Consider the following 18,779-nt stretch of genomic DNA (forward strand, 5'->3'; position numbering starts at 1 on the left):
CACGACCATGGCGGCGATGGCAACCACGGCGGTCATCACGACCATGGCGGCGATGGCAACCACGGTGGTGACCACGACCATGGCGAGAATGCCAACCACGGTGGTGACCACGACCATGGCGAGAATGGCAACCACGGCGGCGAGGGTGACGACTCAGGCGGGCACGGTCAGCATCACGGTCAGGACGATGGAGACCGCGGCCAGAACGACAATCATCAAGGCAGCGAAGGCAGCAATACGCACGACAACGGCCAGCAACGCGGCGGTGATGGCGGGCACGACTGACCGCTACCCCTTCGGCAGATCGCCCATCGTTGACGCGCCCGAACCCGGCCTCCATATGTGAAACAAGAAGCACTTCCGGAGGCTGGGCGGCCACCCCGCGTCATCGGGGCGGCAGGGCTTTTGGTGTATGCTGGGCCGATGTTTAACGACGCGCGACCGCGCCATGAATGATCCGTATCCCAGTCCGAAGCCAGCCGACAAACCCCGTACGCTGCTGGAACGCCTGACCGACCTCATCTCGCCCGAGCCCGAATCGCGGGCCGAGCTGCTCGAAATCCTCCAAGACGCCCATGCGCGCAACCTGATCGACGCCGACTCCTTGTCGATGATCGAAGGCGTCTTCCAGGTCTCAGACCTGTGCGCGCGCGACATCATGATCCCGCGCGCGCAGATGGATGCGCTCAACATCGCCGACGCGCCGTCAGAATTCATCCCGTTCGTGCAGGAAGCCGCGCATTCGCGCTTCCCCGTCTACGAGGGCAGCCGCGACAACATCATCGGCATCCTGCTCGCCAAGGACCTGCTGCGCTTCTACACCGACGAAGGCTTCGATGTGCGCGACATGCTGCGCCCGGCCGTGTTCATCCCCGAATCCAAGCGACTGAACGTGCTGCTGCGCGACTTCCGCGTCAATCGCAACCACATCGCCATCGTCGTTGACGAATATGGCGGCGTGGCCGGCCTCATCACCATCGAAGATGTGCTCGAGCAGATCGTCGGCGACATCGAGGACGAATACGACTTCGACCAGGAAGAAGACAACATCCTGCCGACCGCCGATGGCCACATGCGCGTGCGCGGACTGACCGAAATCAGCCAGTTCAACGAAGCCTTCGGCACACATTTCTCCGACGAAGACGTCGATACCGTGGGCGGACTGCTGTCCAACCACCTGGGCCGCGTGCCACACCGGGGCGAGAAGATCGTCATGGGCACGCTGCAGTTCGACGTGCTGCGCGCCGATGCGCGCCAGGTGCAGGTGCTGCTCGTGCGCCGCCTCACCACGCCAGCCGGCGGCAATGCCACGGCCGACACCTCTGGTTCTCACCCCGCCTGATCCTTCCGTGCCCGCTCAGTTCTCTTCCCCTGCCGCACCGTCCCGTCGGCAGGACGCCCAAGCTGTGCCGCTCGCGCGGCTGCGTTTTGCGATGCCGCTGGCAGCGCTGCTTGGCGTCATGCATACGCTGTCGTTCGCGCCGAACCACTGGTGGTGGCTGCAGATCCTCTCGCTGACGGGGCTGGCCGCGCTCGTGCAGCGCGCCCCGCGTTTGCGTGATGCAGCATGGGTTGGCTATGCGTTCGGGCTCGGCTGGTTCCTGTCGGGCGTCTGGTGGCTCTATATCAGCATGCACGTCTACGGCGACATGCCGGCATGGATGGCCGCGCTGGCCGTGCTGCTGTTCGCTGGCTATCTGGCGCTGCATCCGGCGCTGGCGGTGTGGGCATGGCAGTGGCTAACACGACGCGGACGGTGGTCCGGCACCGCATCCGCGCTGGTATTTGGCGCGGCATGGGCCGTCACGGAGTGGCTGCGCGGCACGGTCTGGACAGGCTTTCCCTGGATCAACGGCGGCTACGCGCACACCGATGGCCCACTGGCCGGTTATGCACCGCTGGTGGGCGTCTACGGCATCGTGCTGATCGCCGCAGTGCTGGCGGGTCTGCTGTGTGTCGCGGCCGAGCGCCGCCTGCACTGGCTGGCAGGCATCGCGGGTGCGCTTGTGCTGGTAGCGGGCTTGCCGCTGCACGGCATTGCGTGGACAGAACCCGTGGGCAAACCCATTTCCGTACGCCTCTTGCAGGGCAATGTGCCGCAGGACGTGAAGTTCCAGCAGACCGGCATCGAGCGCTCGCTGGAGCTGTACACCAAGATGGTCACCGCGAAGCCCGCGCAACTCGTGGTCACGCCCGAGACGGCCTTCCCGATCATGATTCAGGAGATGCCGCAGGAGATCGCGCTGGCCATCCGTACCTACGTCGATACCACCGGCTCCAGCGTGCTCTTTGGAGCCGCCAGCGAGGACTCGCGTGTCGACTACACCAACAGCGTGTTCGGCGTCGGCCCGCAATTCCAAGGCGTCTACCGCTACAACAAGCACCACCTCGTGCCCTTCGGCGAGTTCATCCCCTTCGGTTTCCACTGGTTCGTCAACATGATGAACATGCCGCTGGGCGACTTCCGGCGCGGCCTGCCCGTGCAGCCGCCCATGGCGGTGGCCGACCAGCGTGTCGCGCCCAACATCTGCTACGAGGATTTGTTTGGCGAGGAAATTGCCGCCTCGCTGCGGCATGCGGATCAGCCCGCCACGATGCTCGCGAACGTGACGAATCTTGCGTGGTTTGGCGACACGATCGCGTTGGACCAGCACCTGCAGATCTCGCGCATGCGCGCACTGGAAACGGGCCGTCCGATGCTGCGCGCCACCAACACGGGGGCGACCGCCGTGGTGCGGCCCGACGGCAGCGTACAGGCCCGTCTGCCCGTCTTCACGCTTGGCACATTGCAGACCGACGTGCAAGGCACGCAAGGCCTGACGCCATTCGTGCGGACCGGCAACGCGCCCGCGCTGGGCCTGGGCGCGCTGGTTCTGCTGGTGGCATTCGTGCGCCGCCGCCGGGCTTCGGCAGATTGATCGTTCAGCGTCCGGAGGGCTTTCGAGCCACTTTCCGGAGTCGCTGACAAAAAACGCTAAAATTCAACGTTTTACGGCGGGCACGGAGCCAGGCGCTTCTCGTGCCCGCCGCTGCATTCCACCGTCGCGCGGCGCAACGCACGTTCCGTGCCGCCGCGGACCAACGGGTACCACCATGCTTACCTTCCAGCAACTCATTCTCAAGCTGCAGTCGTACTGGGACGCCCAGGGCTGCGCCCTGCTGCAACCGATCGACCTCGAAGTCGGCGCCGGCACGTCGCACGTGCACACCTTCCTGCGCGCGATCGGCCCGGAGCCGTGGCGTGCCGCCTACGTACAACCGTCGCGCCGCCCCAAGGACGGCCGCTACGGCGAGAACCCAAACCGCCTGCAGCATTACTACCAGTACCAAGTGGTGCTCAAGCCGGCGCCGGAAAACATCCTCGATCTGTACCTCGGTTCGCTGGAAGCGCTGGGCCTGGACCTGAAGCAGAACGACGTCCGCTTTGTGGAAGACGACTGGGAGAACCCCACGCTCGGCGCCTGGGGCCTGGGCTGGGAGGTGTGGCTCAACGGCATGGAAGTCACGCAATTCACGTACTTCCAGCAAGTCGGCGGCCTCGACTGCAAGCCTGTGACCGGTGAGATCACCTACGGCATCGAACGTCTGGCGATGTACCTGCAGCAGGTCGAGAACATCTACGACCTGGTCTGGACGGAGTGGGAAGAGCCGGGCCCGAATGGTCCCGTGAAGCGCCGCCTGACCTACGGCGACGTCTATCACCAGAACGAAGTCGAGCAATCGACGTACAACTTCGAGCAGGCCGACACGACCGTGCTGTTCCGCCGCTTTGCCGAGCACGAAGCCGAAGCCAAGCGCCTGATGGGCGTGCGCGCAGAAGGTGATGCCGCTGCCGAGGGCGACGCACCTGTCGTGCAACTGGCCCTGCCCGCCTACGAGCAAGTGCTCAAGGCCGGCCACACCTTCAACCTGCTGGACGCGCGCGGCGCCATTTCAGTAACGGAGCGCGCCGCCTACATCGGCCGCATCCGCAACCTGTCGCGTCTGGTCGCGCAGGCTTACTACGACTCGCGCGAGCGCCTCGGCTTCCCGATGTGCGGCACGGCCGCTGCCGCCGCCAAGACCACGGAGGCCGCATGACGGCCAACCGAGCACGGCGTGGCCTGGCGCTGCTGACGGCAGCGTCCATCGCCGCGCTGGCGCTACCGGCGAGCGTCGCGCAAGCGGCGCGGCATCGCACGTCCAAGGCGGCATCGACGGAGAAGGTTTTTGTCGTGCCCAGCACCCTGACGCAGCTTTGCGTGGCCGATTCCAAGCCGCTTCAGCAAGCGCTGAGCACAGCGTGGACGCCACCGCCGCCGTCGATCGATCAATGGACGAGCCTGGTGCGCACGATGGCCTGCGACCTGTCGGGCGCGCGTGACCTCGGCTGGCATCGCGTGCCGTTGCGCACGTATGCGACGGCCCTGCGCTTCCCACTCACGTGGGTGGAGTGGCAAGGCACCGGCGCAAAGGCACAGCGCCGTGCGCGGGTGTTCCGCTCGGCGGGGCAACTGCCGAGCCGTCTGGAATTCAACGTATCCGGCACGCTGCAAGAGGTGCGTTACGACGCGCGCCGCGGCTTGCTGTCGGCCCGCTTCCTGCGCCGCGATGCGGCTGCGCCCGGCACCACCCCTGCGCCGATTGCACCGCCTCCGCCGCCGGGCCAGTGCGCCGGCACGCAATTGCAGTTCCAGCAGCAGAACGGCGTGTGGCTGCTGTCGGGTGTGGAGCCCGTGCCCGGCTCGCCCTGCTGATCACTGAACCGAACAACACAACGTACCGCCGCAACTGATCTGAACACCAAGCGGCGCAGAACAACGACGTCACCGATTCAAACGCTATGTCCACCCTCCTGATCGAACTGCTGACCGAAGAACTGCCGCCCAAGGCACTGGCCCGCCTGGGCGAGGCGTTTGCGCGCGGCCTGTTTGACGGTCTGTCGGCACAAGGCCTGCTCGAAGAGGGCGCCGCCGTGGAAGGTTTTGCCACGCCGCGCCGCCTGGCCGCATCGATCACCGGCGTGCGCCGCACCGCGCCCGATCGCGAACTGCGCGAGAAGGTGCTGCCCGTGACCATCGCCTTCGATGCCGAGGGCAAACCCGCCGCGCCGCTCGTCAAGAAGCTGGCCGCGCTGGCCAAGACCGTGGGCGTGGACGCCATCGCCCCTGAATCGCTCGAACGCGCGCCTGACGGCAAGACCGAAGCGCTGTTCTATCGCTATACCGCGCGCGGCGCCGTGCTGGCCGACGGCCTGCAGACGGCACTGTCGCAGACCATCGCCAACCTTCCGATCCCGAAGGTGATGACGTATCAGCGCCCGAACGGCGAGAACGTTCAGTTCGTGCGCCCGGCGCACAAGCTGATCGCCCTGCTCGACAGCGAAGTCATCCCTGTCAGCGCATTTGGCCTGCAATCGGGCAACGTGACACTGGGCCACCGTTTCCTGTCGGCCGGCGAAATCGTCATCCAAAATGCCACGTCGTATGCGAGCACGCTGGAGTCGCAGGGCAAAGTCATCGCCAGCTATGGCAAGCGCAAGGAAGCCATCCGCGCCGAGCTGCTCAAGACCGCCGGCGCCGATACGGTGGTCATGCCCGAAGCGCTGCTCGACGAGGTGAACGCGCTGGTCGAATGGCCCGTGGTCTACCCCTGCCATTTCGAGGAAGCGTTCCTCGCCGTGCCGCAGGAGTGCCTGATCCTGACCATGCAGACCAACCAGAAGTACTTTGCGCTGACCGATGCACAAGGCCACCTGCGCAACCGCTTCCTGATCGTCTCGAACATCGCCACGGGCACGCCCGAGGCCATCATTCAAGGCAACGAACGCGTGGTCCGCCCGCGCCTGGCCGACGCGCGCTTCTTCTTCGAGCAGGACAAGAAGAAGCCGCTGGCCGATCGCGTGCCGCTGCTCGCGCGCGTGGTCTATCACAACAAGATCGGCACGCAGCTTGAGCGCGTGTCGCGCCTGCAAGCCATCGCGGGCCAACTCGCGGAGAAGCTCGGTGCGGATGTAACACACGCCTCGCGCGGCGCGTTGCTGGCCAAGGCCGATCTGCTGACCGACATGGTGGGCGAGTTCCCCGAGCTGCAGGGCACGATGGGCACCTACTACGCCCGCCACGACGGCGAACCCGACGACGTGGCGCTGGCCTGCTCCGAACACTACCAACCGCGCTTTGCCGGCGACGCGCTGCCCAGCACCGCCACCGGTACGGCGGTGGCATTGGCCGACAAGCTGGAAACGCTGGTTGGTATCTGGGGCATCGGCCTGCAACCCACGGGGGAGAAAGACCCGTTCGCGCTGCGCCGCCACGCCCTGGGCATCCTGCGCATGCTGATCGAGAAGCCGCTCGCGCTCACGATCGACGATGCCCTGCAGATTGCCGCTGCCAGCTTCGACGGCATCGCCGCTGTCAAACCGGACCTGGCCGCCATCTCCGACTTCCTGTACGACCGCCTGCGCGGCTACCTGAAGGACAAGGGCTACAGCACCAACGAGGTGGAAGCCGTGGTGAGCCAGCGGCCGCAGCGCCTGGACGACATCGTTGCGCGCCTCGAAGCCGTGCGCGCCTTTGCTGCCCTGCCGCAGGCAGAAGCGCTGGCCGCCGCCAACAAGCGCATCACCAACATCCTGAAGAAAACCGACGTGGCCATTGGTGCCGTGCAGCCGCAACTGCTCAAGGAAGACGCCGAGCGTGCCCTGCACCAGGCCGTGGCCTTGTCGGAGCCGCAGGTGCACGATGCCTTCGCACGCGGCGATTTCACCACCGCGCTCAAGACGTTGGCCGGCCTGCGCGAAGCGGTCGACACGTTCTTCGACGGCGTGATGGTGATGGCCGACGACACCGCGCTGCGCGACAACCGCCTCGCGCTGCTGGCTGAACTGCACGGACTGATGAACCGCGTGGCGGACATCTCCAAGCTGGCCGCCTGATCGGCACCCCAAGCACCGTTCGGAGCCCACCATGCCCCACGTTCCCAAACTGGTGATTCTCGACCGCGATGGCGTCATCAACCACGACAGCGACCAGTTCATCAAGTCGCCTGACGAGTGGATCGCCCTCGACGGCAGCCTGGAAGCCATTGCCGAGCTGAATCAGGCCGGCTACCAGGTGGTGGTGGCAACTAACCAGTCGGGCATCGGACGCGGCCTGTTCGAGGCCGCCGCGCTCAACGCCATGCACGAGAAGATGTACAAGGCGCTGGCCACCTATGGTGGGCGCATCGACGCCGTCTTCTTCTGCCCGCACACCGCCGCCGATGCGTGCGAGTGCCGCAAGCCCAAGTCCGGCATGCTCCGCGAGATAGCACGCCGCTTCGACATGGACCTGACGGGCGTGCCGGTCGTGGGTGACTCACTGCGTGACCTGCAAGCCGGTGTCGAAGTTGGTGCCGTACCTCACCTCGTACTGACCGGCAAGGGCGCCAAGACCCGCGATGCCGGTGACCTGCCCCCAGGCACCCAGATTCATCAGGACTTGCGTGCGTTTGCGCGTGCGCTGCTATCCCCTGCGCCCCAGGGCACGCCCACGCGCGCCCCTTGAATTCGCCCCCAATGACTTTTATCCGTTCGCTGCTGTACCTGGTTTTCCTGATCGTATGGACACCGATTTACGCGGTGGCCTGCTTCATCGTCTTTCCGTTCATGAACCCGCACCGCCGTTTCTGGATGGTGTCCGGCTGGACGAAGTCTGCAATCTGGATGGCGCGCTGGCTGCTCGGCATCCGCTGGCAATACCAGGGCTGGGAGCACATCGAGGAAGCCGTCGCCACCAACAAGCAGGTGGTACTGCTTTCCAAGCATCAGTCAGCGTGGGAAACCATGGCCTTTGTCGCGACCATGCCGCGCCCGCTGTGCTACGTCTTCAAGCGCGAACTGCTGTATGTGCCGTTCTTTGGATGGGCGCTCGGCATGCTCAAAATGGTGCACATCAACCGCAAGGACGGCGCCAATGCGTTCACCTCGGTCGCGCGCCAGGGCAAAGAGCGCCTTGCAGACGGCGCATGGGTGATCATGTTTCCGGAGGGCACGCGCACGCGCTCGGGCGACCCCAAACCGCGCTACAAGAGCGGCGGCGCGCGCTTTGCCGTGGATACCGGCGCATGGGTCATCCCCATCGCACACAACTCCGGCCGCGTGTGGCCGCGCAATTCGTTCCTGAAGCATCCGGGCTTGATCACCCTGTCGGTCGGGCCGGCCATTCCGAGCGCTGGCAAGACCAGCGACGAGCTCAACCGCGAAGTCGAAGCGTGGATCGAAACAGAAATGCGTAGAATCGACGCCGATAGCTACCGCGAGCACGCATGAAACTGCTGCGCCCACCGACTTCGCCCACCCCCGCCGACAGCGTCCAACTCGAGCTGCCGCTGCTCGCGCCCGAAGCCCCGTCGCCATCGCAGCCGTCTGACGCGTCCCTCCTCGCCCCGCCCGCACTCGATTTTTCCACCGCACCGCTCGGCCCCAACCAGCGCCGGCTGACGCTGGGCGAGCGCGCGCTCATATATAACCTCAAGCGTTCGTCGCGGCGCACCATCGGCTTTGTCATCGATGACCGCGGCTTGTCGATCACGGCTCCGCGCTGGGTGACGCTCGCCGAGATCGAACACGCCATCGCCGAAAAGCAGAAGTGGATCTTCGCCAAGCTGGCCGAATGGCGCACGAGTGCCGCACGCCGCATGCTGCCGCCCATGGAGTGGCAGGACGGCGCCGCGCTGCCCTTCCTCGGCAAGACGATCACGCTCAAGCTGGAATCGCCCATCGGCGCATTGATGTTTGATGCCGACACCAGCGTGCTGCACCTGGGCCTGCCGCCCACCACCACGGAGCAGCAGATCAAGGACCGCGTGCAAGGCTGGCTGCAGACGCAGGCTCGACGCCTTTTCGGCGAGCGCCTTGAGGTGTATGCCGAGCGCCTGGGCGTGCGGCATAGCGCGTATGCGCTGTCCTCCGCCGCCACGCGCTGGGGAAGCTGCACCGCTGACGGCAAGATCCGCCTGAACTGGCGCCTCGTGCATTTCCCGCTGAGCTTGATCGACTACGTGGTTGCGCACGAGCTGGCGCATCTCAAGGAGATGAACCACAGCCCGCGCTTCTGGGACACCGTGGAGTCGATCTTTCCTGAGTTTCGCGAGGCGCGGGAGCAGCTGCGCTCGCATCCGCCGGAATACTTGCCGGCGTTCTGACTCGCCCGCCGACGCCGCTGCCACGGATGCGTCGGCAGCAAAACATGCTTGCCCTGCAGGCTCCGCCACACCCCCCTACAATATTGCCTTCCCGCAGTTCTCCAGGAAGGAAACCCCCATGCGAATGCTCCACACCATGCTGCGCGTCGGCGACTTGCAGCGCTCGATCGACTTCTACACCAACGTGCTCGGCATGCAGCTGCTGCGCACCAGCGACAACCCTGAATACAAGTACTCGCTGGCGTTCGTCGGTTACGGCCCGGAAGCCGGCAACACGGTCATCGAACTGACCTACAACTACGGCGTGAGCGAGTACGAACTCGGCACGGCATTTGGGCACCTGGCCATCGAGGTCGACAATGCCGCGCAGGCCTGCGACCAGATCCGCAACGCAGGCGGCAAGGTCACGCGTGAGGCGGGCCCGGTCAAGGGCGGCAGCACCATCATCGCGTTTGTGGAAGATCCGGACGGCTACAAGATCGAGCTGATTCAGGCGCGCTCGATGCCCGATGGCAACCGCCACTGACGCGATCCGCCGGCCGCTGGACGGCACCGCCATCGGCCTGATGGTGGTGCTGTGCATGTGCTGGGGCTTTCAGCAGGTCGCCATCAAGGTGGCCGCGCACGACGTGGGCCCCGTCATGCAGGCCGGTGTGCGCTCGGCCATCGCGTCGGTCCTGGTGTTCGCGTTTGCGCTCTGGCGCGGCACGTGCCTGTCGTTGCGCGACGGCACGCTGGCCGGCGGCCTGATGGCCGGCGTGCTGTTCGGCGTCGAGTTCCTGTGCATCTTCATCGGGCTGGGCTACACGACCGCCTCACGCATGGCGGTGTTCCTCTACACCGCGCCCATCTTCACCGCGCTCGGCCTGCATTTCTTTGTGCCGGGCGAGCACCTGCGCCCGCGGCAGTGGACGGGCATCGGCATTGCATTTGCGGGGATCGTGCTGGCGTTTGCCGATGGTGTCCTGCACCCGGCGGCCGGGCCGTCGACCTCGTTGGGTGACGCGCTGGGCGTGGTGGCGGGCGCGCTGTGGGGCGCGACGACCATCGTCGTGCGGGCAAGCAAGCTTTCCGAAGCACCGGCGGCGAAGACGCTGCTGTATCAGCTGGCCGTCTCGGCCGTGCTACTGCTGTTGATGGCCGCGGGCACTGGCCAGGCCTTTACCGCGAACCTCACACCAACCGCGCTGGCCAGCCTCGCCTACCAGTCCGTGCTGATTGCGTTCGCCAGTTACCTGACATGGTTCTGGCTGCTGCGCCGTTACCTGGCGTCGCGGTTGTCCGTGTTCTCGTTCCTGACGCCGCTGTTTGGCGTGGCGTTTGGCGTGCTGCTGTTGCACGAGCCGGTGGGCCTGCGGTTTGCGCTGGCGGCAACGCTCGTGCTGTCGGGCATCCTGCTCGTCAATCTTCGCTAAGGGCGGAAACGCTGCCGGCGATGCGGTTGGCCGGCAGCGCATTCGCCACCGCCACGAAATCTTCTACCGGCACTTCTTCTGCGCGGCGGCCCAGATCAAAGCCAAGCGCTTCGAAATCGATCACGTCGCGCAGCGCCCCCAGCGTGTTGCGCAGCACCTTGCGCCGCTGCGAAAACGCCATCGTCACCACCGTGCCGAGCGCGCGCATGTCGACCGGCGCATACGGCGACTTGTCGGCCGGCCAAGGAATCATCCGCACCACCGCCGAATCCACCTTGGGCGGCGGGTTGAACGAGCCCGGCGGCACATCCAGCACCAGCTCCATGTAGTACCGCACCTGCAGCATCACCGACAGCCGGCTGAACGCCTTGCTGCCCGGCGCGGCCACCATGCGGTCGACCACCTCTTTCTGCAGCATGAAGTGCTGATCGCGCACGCGGTCGGCGAACGTGGCGAGGTGAAACAGCAGCGGGCTGGAGATGTTGTACGGCAGGTTGCCAACAATGCGCAGCGGCCGCCCAACCTCCACCAGCGAACCGAAATCGAACGCCAGCGCATCGCCTGCATGCACGATCAGCCGATCGCCGAAACGCTTCTGCAAGCGCGCGACGAGGTCACGATCCAACTCGACCACCTGCAGCGTGCGCACGCGCTCCATGAGCGGCACGGTGAGCGCGCCGAGACCTGGGCCAATTTCGACGAGCACGTCGTCGGGCTTTGGATCAATGGCGGCAACGATGGCGTGGATCACGCCGTCATCGACCAGAAAGTTCTGGCCGAAGCGCTTGCGGGCTTGGTGCCCCTGGTGAACGCCGGTCGTGGATCGTGCCATTGCGAACTCGAAATCGAAAAGGTGAAGAAACTCAGGAACGTGCCGTGTGCCGCGCCATGGCGATGGCGGTATCGATCGCCTCGATCATGCTGCCGAACTCGGCGCGACCCGTGCCCGCCAAGTCCAGCGCCGTACCGTGGTCCACCGACGTGCGCACGAACGGCAGGCCCAGCGTGATGTTCACGCCATGCCCGAAGGTGCCGTACTTGAGCGGCGCCAGACCTTGGTCGTGGTACATCGCCAGCACGCAATCGGCCTCGGCAAGAAGCCGCGGCTGGAACAGCGTGTCGGCCGGATACGGACCGCGCGCATCGATTCCGCGCGCACGCGCACGCGCGATGGCCGGCTCGATCACCTCGATCTCTTCGCGGCCGAGATGACCTGATTCACCCGCATGTGGATTCAGCCCCGTCACGAGAATGCGCGGTGCGGTCAAGCCGAAGCGCGTGCGCAAATCACGTTGCACGATGTCGAGCGTTTCGTCGAGCACTGCGGGTGTGATAGCGTCCGGCACCTCGCGCAACGGCAAATGCGTCGTGGCCAACGCCACGCGCAGCATGGTGTTGTCGTGTGCCGGCTGCGAGCCAGCGAGCATCATCACCACGCGCGGCGTGCGGCTGCGCTCTGCCAAGTATTCGGTATGGCCGGTAAACGGCACGCCTGCGTCGTTAATCGTGCTCTTCTGCACCGGCGCTGTGACCATCGCGTCGTAACGGACGCCGTCCGCCGTGCCAATCTGGCAGCCATCGATGGCTGCGTCGAGCAGGCCAAGCACATAGCGGCCGTTGGCGGCATCGAGCACGCCAGCGCGCACCGGCGTACCCAGGGGGCGCTCCACAATAGTCAGCGCCGTGGAGGCAACACGCCAGAAATCGCCCTGCCCGATCGCGTCAGCGCGCGCCTGCAGCAATGCCGTATCGCCAATCACGTGCCACTGCACATCGGCGTAATGCGGCGACGCCTGACGCGCCAGGTGCAGCAACGCAGCCACGGTGATATCGGGGCCGATACCGGCAGGTTCTCCAGTGGTGATGGCAATGTTCAGCATGCAGCGCTTTCCTGCGATGGTTTCCCGTTGGTCTAGAAACGCCACGGCCGCCCGCAGGCGGCCGTGAGCGATGCGGATGTCCGTAGCTTACTGCTGACGGTTCACCCGGTATTCCACGTGGGCCGAGTCGCGCAGCTCACGCAGCCAATCTTCATAGGCGGCCTGCACCTTCTGCTCGCGGATCACCGAACGTGCGTAGTCGCGCTGGCGGTCTCCCGACACCTCTGCCTCACGACGACCTTCCACCTGGATCAGATGCACGCCGAACTGGCTCTGCACCGGCTGCGACACATCACCGGGCTTGAGCTGGTTCATCGCCTGCTCGAATTCCGGCACCAACTGGCCCGGCGACACCCAGCCCAGCTCGCCGCCCGCACCGGCCGAACCGTCCTGTGAATACCGGCGAGCCGCGTCGCCAAAGTCATAGCCGTGCACGATCCGATCGCGCAGGCCCGCCAACTGGCGGCGCGCGTCTTCTGCCGACATCGTCGGACCGGTCTTGATCAGAATGTGGCGCACTTGCGTCTGCTGCACCTTGGCGGCAATCGCCGTACTCGGCGCGCGCTTCTCCAACAGCTTGATCACGTGATAACCAGCCGGGCTTTCGACCACTTGGCTCGCCACCTGGCCGGCCTTCATGTCGACCACGGCGTTGGCAAACACAGCCGGCAAGCGACCGATCGGACGCAGCCCAAGTTCGCCGCCTTGCGAGGCATCCTGGGCGCCCGAATTGTCACGCGCCAGCTTGGCGAAATCCGCACCGCCCTGTGCTTGTTTGAGCAGGGCTTCGGCCTTGCTGCGTGCTGCGGCCTTCTCGGCATCCGTGGCGCTTTCGGCGACCGGCACGAGAATCTGCGCGACGTTGTATTGCTGCTCGCCAGCCGGAGCCGTGCCGCCACCCTGCTGCGCCAGATAGTTATCGATCTCGCCGTCGTAGACCTGCACCTTGGAGTCGACCTCGCGCTCGCGCAGGCGCGCCAGCAGGATTTCCTGACGCAGGTCGTCGCGGTACTTGTCGTACGTCATGCCGGCGTCCTTCAGCTTGCTCTTGAGCTGCGGGACGGACAGGTTGTTGCGCTGGGCCACGCTTTCCACCGCACGATCCACATCGGCGTCGGACACGCGGATGCCGCTTTCCTTGGCGGTCTGCGCCTGCACGCGCTCCAGGATCAGCTGCTCAAGCACTTCACCGAGCAAATCCGCACGCGGTGGCAGCGGACGGTTCTGCGCACGGAACGTGCGTTCGACCAAGTCGGCGCGGTTGAGCAGTTCGCGGCGTGTGATGACGTCGGTGTTGACCACGGCCACCACCTCGTCGACGAGCTGGCTACGCGGTGCGCCCGGTGCCGTCGGCTCCGGCAACGTGCCTTGCAGCAACGGCTGGCTCGGCGACGAACCCGGGTTGGCGAAGATGCCACGCACAGGAGCGCTCTTTTTTGCCGATTGCGCCTGCTGCGCGTGGACGGCTGGTGCCAGCGTGGTCCCCGCCATCAGCGCGACCAGCACGCTGGTGGCGACACGCAGGCGGCCCAGAGGAGCCACACGCGTGGCGAAAGCGGTCGATTGGAAAGCCATGATGTCGTTATTCATATTGATCCAGCACGGACGGCGTGATCGGCTGCGCGGTCACCGGCTGGTAGCCGGGCACGTTCAGACGAATCACGTCGATCGGATTGTTCCCCACCTTCGACAAACCCTTGAACTCGATCTGGGCAAAGATATGCGTCGTATAGCCCGAAACCGCATTGCTGTAGCGCTGTACCGCCAGTCGGCCGACCCAGCAGTCCGCCACATATTCCAGGCCAAGCAGCATATCCGACGGCTTACGCGCATCCAGGTCATAACCGATGCGGCCCAGGCCGTACAGGCGCCGTGTGATCGGCCACTGCGTTGAGATATCGGCCTGTTCCAGCGGAAGCTGACCGGTATTCGCGTCTTGCCGGTAATAGCGGTAGCCGAGGTTGATCACCTTGTTGGCTTCCGGCTTCCAGCTGAATGCGACGGTCGAGCGCATGATGCGATCGATGTCCTGATTGTACTGAAGGTTCGTATCGAAAAAGATGCCGCGGAACATCTGGATCGTGGTCGCGCCCAGAAGGTCGGAATAGCGGCGCACCGACGTCGGTGCCGCACCCGCCAGCGTCACGCGCTGGCCTTCGAAATCGATACGCTGGGCGATCGTGGCACGCAGGCGTTCAATGCCCGATTCCGCTTCAATAAAGCGCGTGGTCACGCCCGCCGTCAGTTTGTTGTTGTCGGCAATGCGGTCATAACCCGTGTACGGATTTTCGGTAAAGATCTGGCCGAGGTTGTAGTCCGACTGACCGGTATCGAACAACGGAATTTGCGACTGATCACGATACGGCGTGTAGACGTAGAACACGCGCGGCTCCAGCGTCTGGATGTAACTCACGCCAAACAGTTTGGTGACCAGTGGCGCATCGCGCTCAAAGGTCATGCCCGAATCGAGCGAGAACGTGGGCAGCGTGCGATTGATCTGCGTATCCTGCGTATCACCCGCCGGGCGGTCCAGGCGATATGCGGTGGTATTCAGGATGAACTTCGGCGTGACGTACCAGCCGGGGCGGATGATCGGGTAGCTGATCGTCGGCTGCATGAACAAACGCTCGCCCTGGACGGTGTTGGCCGTGGGGATCGAGAACCGCGTGTAGTCGGTCAGGAAATTGATGTCAAAGCCACCAACGTCGTACCGGTTATACGTCAGGCTCAACTGCGGCAAACGCTCGTAGGGCGCTGCCAGGGGCGTAGTGGCGGTCGACAGCGTCTGGAACTTCTGCACACGCGCCAGCGCAACCCAATCGCCGATCGAGTACGTGACGCCACCTTCCTGCACATACTGGCGCTGCGTCGCCGTGACAATGCTGCGGCCAAGGTCATCCGGATAGGTGTTATCCGAAACTTTGTTGTAGTTGATGTAGCCGGTCAGGCCAGGCGCCAAGCGCTGCGTGTGCACTGCCGAAATCGACCAGCGGTTGCGGCCCGCCTCACGATCATCCGGCAGGAATTCGCCACGCAGGACGCCGCTGTACGACGTATCGAGATAGCGGTATTCGGCGCCGAGCTGCAGGCCGCGCTGACTCAGCAGACGCGGATACAACGTCAGATCGCGATTCGGCGCGATGTTGAAGTAGTACGGCAGTGTGACGTCGGCCCCGCTGCGGCTGTTGTAGCCGAAGACCGGTGCCAGGAAACCGCTGCGGCGATCGTCATTGAGCGGGAAGTCCATGATCGGCGCGGCAAACACCGGCACGCCGAAGAAGTGCAGTACGCCGTTGCGGCCAGTGCCGACTTGGCGATCGCTGTCGATGTCGATGCGGCTCGCGCTGAAGTACCAGTCGACGTTGTCGGGCGAGCACGTGGTGTACGTACCGCGCGTGATGCGGCTGTTGTCCTTGTCGATAAAGTCGATGCGGTCTGCGGTGCCGCGGCCACCGGTCGAGTGGAACTCGTAGGTCGGCGTGCTGATGGTGCCTTCGTTGGCGGTGACTTTGAGCTTGGCATCCGGGCCGGTGACGAGCGTGCCGCCCTTGAACAAGCGCACGTTGCCGGTGGCCGTGGCCACGTCGGTGTCCTGGTTGTAGTCGAGGGTGTCGCCCTTGAGCACCGAACCGTTGCGGCGCAATTCGCCATTGCCGCGCAGGTGGATGTCTTCGTTGGTGCGGCCGTCCATCTTGTCGGCCGCGGTAAACGTGGGGACAGTGTTGTCCGGTCGCTGGACGGGCTCGGCCATCTTGGGCACCAGCGGACTGCCGCCAGGCGTGGTCGGGCCGGACGTGGCCAGCGCTGTCACCGACGAGGCCGGGGTAACGGCAGGCGCCGTCGCCTGCGTGGTGTCCGCGCTCTGCGCCGCGGACGTCGCCGTCCAGACACCGGCCACCGCGAACACCAGCGGGCGCAATGCCAGCGTGCCACGCCTGATGGTGGCCAAGTCGGCGGGCCGCTGATCGGGCGCGGCAACAGCAGCGCGCTGCCGGTTTTTCCTGGCTCGGTTCGGTTCGGTCATGCAGATCGGGAACAGGGCCGCACGCGCAACGGCACGCACAGGCACAAAATCAGTCAGTACTGCGGTCAATCCCGCCGCCGGACGCGGCCTGGACAGGGCCGGCGCTCGCTCGCAGCGAAACTCGGTCGGGTATTATACGGGGCTTCCTTCCAGCCTCATTCCAGCATTCTCTCAGCATGGCTTCGACCCCTGGCGCCGCAGCAGGCGCAACCGACGCACGTCTCAGTCAACTGCGCGACTGGCTCGGCACATTGCCCGCCGCCCGCGGCCTGCGCATCGACACGCTGCAGCCCGCTTCGGCCGATGCCAGCTTCCGCCGTTATTTCCGCCTGGACAGCGCCCACGGCACGCTGGTCGTCATGGACGCCCCGCCGCCGCAGGAAGACTGCCGCCCGTTCGTCCATGTGGCGGGCCTGCTGAATGGCGCCGGCGTGCATGCACCTCAGGTGCTGGAGCAGGATCTCGCGCAGGGCTTCCTCCTGCTGACCGATCTGGGCCCGCAAACGTATCTGCAATCGCTGCGCGAACGCGATTTCGACCTCGCCTACGCCAACACGCTGTTCCGCCCGGCCATCCATACCCTGGTGCGCTGGCAGTTGGCCTCACGTGAAGGAGAGCTGCCGCCGTACGACGAAGCGCTGCTGCGCCGCGAGCTGTCGCTGTTTCCCGACTGGTATGTCGATCGCCACCTGCAACGGCCCTTGGACGCCACGCAGCGCGAATCGCTCGACAAGGTCTTCAAGCTGCTGGTCGACAGCGCCCTGGCCCAGCCGCGCGTGTACGTCCATCGTGACTACATGCCGCGCAACCTGATGATCAACGCGGCCGACCCGTCGCAGCCGGGCGTGCTGGATTTCCAGGACGCCGTCTACGGCCCGATCACCTACGACGCCGCCTCGCTGCTGCGCGACGCCTTCCTGTCGTGGGATGAAGAGCAGGAGCTGGATTGGGCCGTGCGCTATTGGGAAACGGCCCGCGCCGCCAAGCTGCCCGTGGATGACGACTTCGGCGAGTTCTACCGCGCCCTCGAATGGATGGGCGCGCAACGCCATCTGAAAGTGGCCGGCATCTTCGCGCGCCTGTGCTACCGAGACGGCAAGACCGGCTACGTGGAAGACACCCCGCGCTTCATCGCCTACCTGCGCCGCGTGTGCAGCCGCTACAACGCGCTGGCACCGCTGGCCCGCCTGCTCGATCAACTCGAAGATCGCGCGCAGCAGATCGGCTACACGTTCTGATGGTCTCTCCCCGCGCCGTTGAGTTTCGCGCCGGCATGCTGGCGCTCGCGCCCATGCTGCTGGGCGTGGTGCCGTTCGGCATGATCTACGGCGTGCTGGCCACGTCCGCCGGCATGCCCGCGTGGCTTGCCGTGGCGATGAGCGCTATCGTTTTCGGTGGCGCCTCGCAGATGATCCTCGTGCAGTTGTGGGCCGGTGGCGCGCCCGCGCTCGTGATTGCGGCGACAGTCTCGATGGTGAATCTGCGGCACGCGCTCTACTCAGCCAGCATTGCACCGACGCTGGCGCACCTGCCGCGTCGCTGGAAATGGCTGATCGCCTATCTGCTGACCGACGAAGCGTTCGCCGCCATGAACCGCCGCGTTGTCACAGCACAGCCCGGCAGCGAGGAAACAGCCTACCGCCATTGGTATTTCCTTGGCGCTGGCGTGGCCCTGTGGTCGAGCTGGCAGGCGTCGACGATCGTTGGCGTGGTGCTGGGGGCCCAAGTGCCGACCTCGTGGCCGCTCGATTTCTTCCTGCCGCTCACGTTCATCGCCATCGTGGTGCCGGCGCTGCGCACGCGCGCACAACTGGCTGCAGCATTGGCCGGCGCCGCGCTGGCCGTGGCGTGGACAGGCTGGCCGCACAAGCTGGGGCTGATGAGCGCGGCGTGTGTCGGCATTGCCGTCGGCGCGCTGATTGAGCGCTTGCTGGCTCGGCCGTCCAACAAGGGGGCTGCTGCATGAAAGCCCTGATCCTCTTCGGCGTGCTGCTGATTGCCGGCGCGGCGACCTACCTGATCCGTCTATCGTTCATCGCGCTGGAAGGGCGCATGAACCTGCCGATGTGGTTCCGCAACGCCCTGCCCTACGTGCCGGCCGCGATGCTGACCGCGCTGATCGCGCCCGACCTGCTGATGCGCGACGGCGCGCTCGCGGTGTCGGTCGACAACCCGCGCCTGCTTGCGGGCATCGTCGCCATCGTCATCGCACGGGTGACGAAGAGTGCGATGTGGACCATCGTCGGTGGCATGGCTGTGCTGTTGATTCTCATGAAGGTAATGACTTGAATTCCA

The 18,779-nt window shown here is 65.4% G+C and carries 18 protein-coding genes; 13 read left to right on the forward strand and 5 right to left on the reverse strand.

Translation table 11 applies throughout. The features are described from left to right. Positions 1-153 precede the first annotated feature (153 nt). Complete coding sequence (locus BM136_RS25700; protein ID WP_302848168.1) at positions 154-279, reverse strand: hypothetical protein; 126 nt, start codon at positions 277-279, stop codon at positions 154-156. A gap of 169 nt (positions 280-448) precedes the next feature. On the opposite strand from BM136_RS25700, the gene BM136_RS16580 reads away from it, so the two are divergent. The 10 genes from BM136_RS16580 to BM136_RS16625 all read left to right on the forward strand — a co-directional run bounded on the left by BM136_RS16580 (position 449) and on the right by BM136_RS16625 (position 10,580). Further along, positions 449-1,342, forward strand: a complete 894-nt coding sequence (locus BM136_RS16580) for an HlyC/CorC family transporter (protein ID WP_092973207.1) — start codon at positions 449-451, stop codon at positions 1,340-1,342. A gap of 64 nt (positions 1,343-1,406) precedes the next feature. Next, positions 1,407-2,918 (forward strand): apolipoprotein N-acyltransferase, encoded by a 1,512-nt coding sequence (lnt, locus tag BM136_RS16585; protein ID WP_092973209.1) that lies wholly within the window; start codon positions 1,407-1,409, stop codon positions 2,916-2,918. Between the two features lie 175 nt (positions 2,919-3,093). Further along, positions 3,094-4,080, forward strand: coding sequence for a glycine--tRNA ligase subunit alpha (glyQ, locus tag BM136_RS16590; RefSeq protein ID WP_024976606.1), 987 nt, complete (start codon positions 3,094-3,096; stop codon positions 4,078-4,080). Continuing rightward, positions 4,077-4,736, forward strand: a complete 660-nt coding sequence (locus BM136_RS16595; protein WP_092973211.1) for a hypothetical protein — start codon at positions 4,077-4,079, stop codon at positions 4,734-4,736. The genes glyQ and BM136_RS16595 overlap by 4 nt, the downstream gene beginning before the upstream one ends. Before the next feature lie 86 nt (positions 4,737-4,822). Continuing rightward, complete coding sequence (gene glyS / locus BM136_RS16600) at positions 4,823-6,916, forward strand: glycine--tRNA ligase subunit beta (protein WP_092973213.1); 2,094 nt, start codon at positions 4,823-4,825, stop codon at positions 6,914-6,916. A 31-nt stretch (positions 6,917-6,947) separates the two neighbouring features. Continuing rightward, positions 6,948-7,526, forward strand: coding sequence for a D-glycero-beta-D-manno-heptose 1,7-bisphosphate 7-phosphatase (gmhB, locus tag BM136_RS16605; protein ID WP_092973215.1), 579 nt, complete (start codon positions 6,948-6,950; stop codon positions 7,524-7,526). Positions 7,527-7,537: 11 nt separating this feature from the next. Next, complete coding sequence (locus BM136_RS16610; RefSeq protein WP_092973217.1) at positions 7,538-8,290, forward strand: lysophospholipid acyltransferase family protein; 753 nt, start codon at positions 7,538-7,540, stop codon at positions 8,288-8,290. Beyond that, positions 8,287-9,165: a M48 family metallopeptidase gene (locus tag BM136_RS16615; protein ID WP_092973219.1), complete on the forward strand. Its 879-nt coding sequence runs from the start codon at positions 8,287-8,289 to the stop codon at positions 9,163-9,165. The genes BM136_RS16610 and BM136_RS16615 overlap by 4 nt, the downstream gene beginning before the upstream one ends. Before the next feature lie 118 nt (positions 9,166-9,283). Further along, entirely contained in the window at positions 9,284-9,691 is a 408-nt protein-coding gene (gene gloA / locus BM136_RS16620) for a lactoylglutathione lyase (RefSeq protein WP_027678185.1), read from the forward strand. Next, complete coding sequence (locus BM136_RS16625) at positions 9,675-10,580, forward strand: DMT family transporter (RefSeq protein ID WP_092973221.1); 906 nt, start codon at positions 9,675-9,677, stop codon at positions 10,578-10,580. Before gloA ends, BM136_RS16625 begins: the two co-directional genes overlap by 17 nt. On the opposite strand, the gene rsmA is transcribed toward BM136_RS16625, so the two are convergent. The 4 genes from rsmA to lptD all read right to left on the reverse strand — a co-directional run bounded on the left by rsmA (position 10,567) and on the right by lptD (position 16,484). Beyond that, the gene (gene rsmA / locus BM136_RS16630) at positions 10,567-11,412 is read right to left on the reverse strand and encodes a 16S rRNA (adenine(1518)-N(6)/adenine(1519)-N(6))-dimethyltransferase RsmA (RefSeq protein ID WP_092973223.1); all 846 of its coding nucleotides are present in this window, start codon (positions 11,410-11,412) and stop codon (positions 10,567-10,569) included. The two genes, BM136_RS16625 and rsmA, sit on opposite strands and share 14 nt — an antisense overlap. Before the next feature lie 31 nt (positions 11,413-11,443). Next, the gene (gene pdxA / locus BM136_RS16635) at positions 11,444-12,460 is read right to left on the reverse strand and encodes a 4-hydroxythreonine-4-phosphate dehydrogenase PdxA (protein ID WP_092973225.1); all 1,017 of its coding nucleotides are present in this window, start codon (positions 12,458-12,460) and stop codon (positions 11,444-11,446) included. A gap of 87 nt (positions 12,461-12,547) precedes the next feature. Further along, positions 12,548-14,035, reverse strand: a complete 1,488-nt coding sequence (locus tag BM136_RS16640; protein WP_175537155.1) for a peptidylprolyl isomerase — start codon at positions 14,033-14,035, stop codon at positions 12,548-12,550. Between the two features lie 7 nt (positions 14,036-14,042). Next, on the reverse strand, positions 14,043-16,484 hold the full coding sequence (lptD, locus tag BM136_RS16645; protein WP_092973755.1) for an LPS-assembly protein LptD: 2,442 nt from the start codon (positions 16,482-16,484) through the stop codon (positions 14,043-14,045). Between the two features lie 176 nt (positions 16,485-16,660). On the opposite strand from lptD, the gene BM136_RS16650 reads away from it, so the two are divergent. Genes BM136_RS16650 through BM136_RS16660 form a run of 3 tightly spaced genes read left to right on the forward strand, consistent with a single transcriptional unit; the run spans position 16,661 to position 18,773 of the window. Next, positions 16,661-17,722, forward strand: coding sequence for an aminoglycoside phosphotransferase family protein (locus tag BM136_RS16650; RefSeq protein WP_092973229.1), 1,062 nt, complete (start codon positions 16,661-16,663; stop codon positions 17,720-17,722). Beyond that, a complete protein-coding gene (locus tag BM136_RS16655) occupies positions 17,722-18,450 on the forward strand; it encodes an AzlC family ABC transporter permease (protein ID WP_092973231.1) in 729 nt (242 codons plus the stop codon). Before BM136_RS16650 ends, BM136_RS16655 begins: the two co-directional genes overlap by 1 nt. Beyond that, positions 18,447-18,773 carry an AzlD domain-containing protein gene (locus BM136_RS16660; RefSeq protein ID WP_092973233.1) on the forward strand — a complete coding sequence of 109 codons (327 nt, stop codon included), beginning with the start codon at positions 18,447-18,449 and terminating at the stop codon, positions 18,771-18,773. The genes BM136_RS16655 and BM136_RS16660 overlap by 4 nt, the downstream gene beginning before the upstream one ends. Positions 18,774-18,779 lie beyond the last annotated feature (6 nt).

The organism is Ralstonia sp. NFACC01, assembly GCF_900115545.1.
GTDB classification, from domain to species: Bacteria; Pseudomonadota; Gammaproteobacteria; order Burkholderiales; family Burkholderiaceae; genus Ralstonia; species Ralstonia mojiangensis.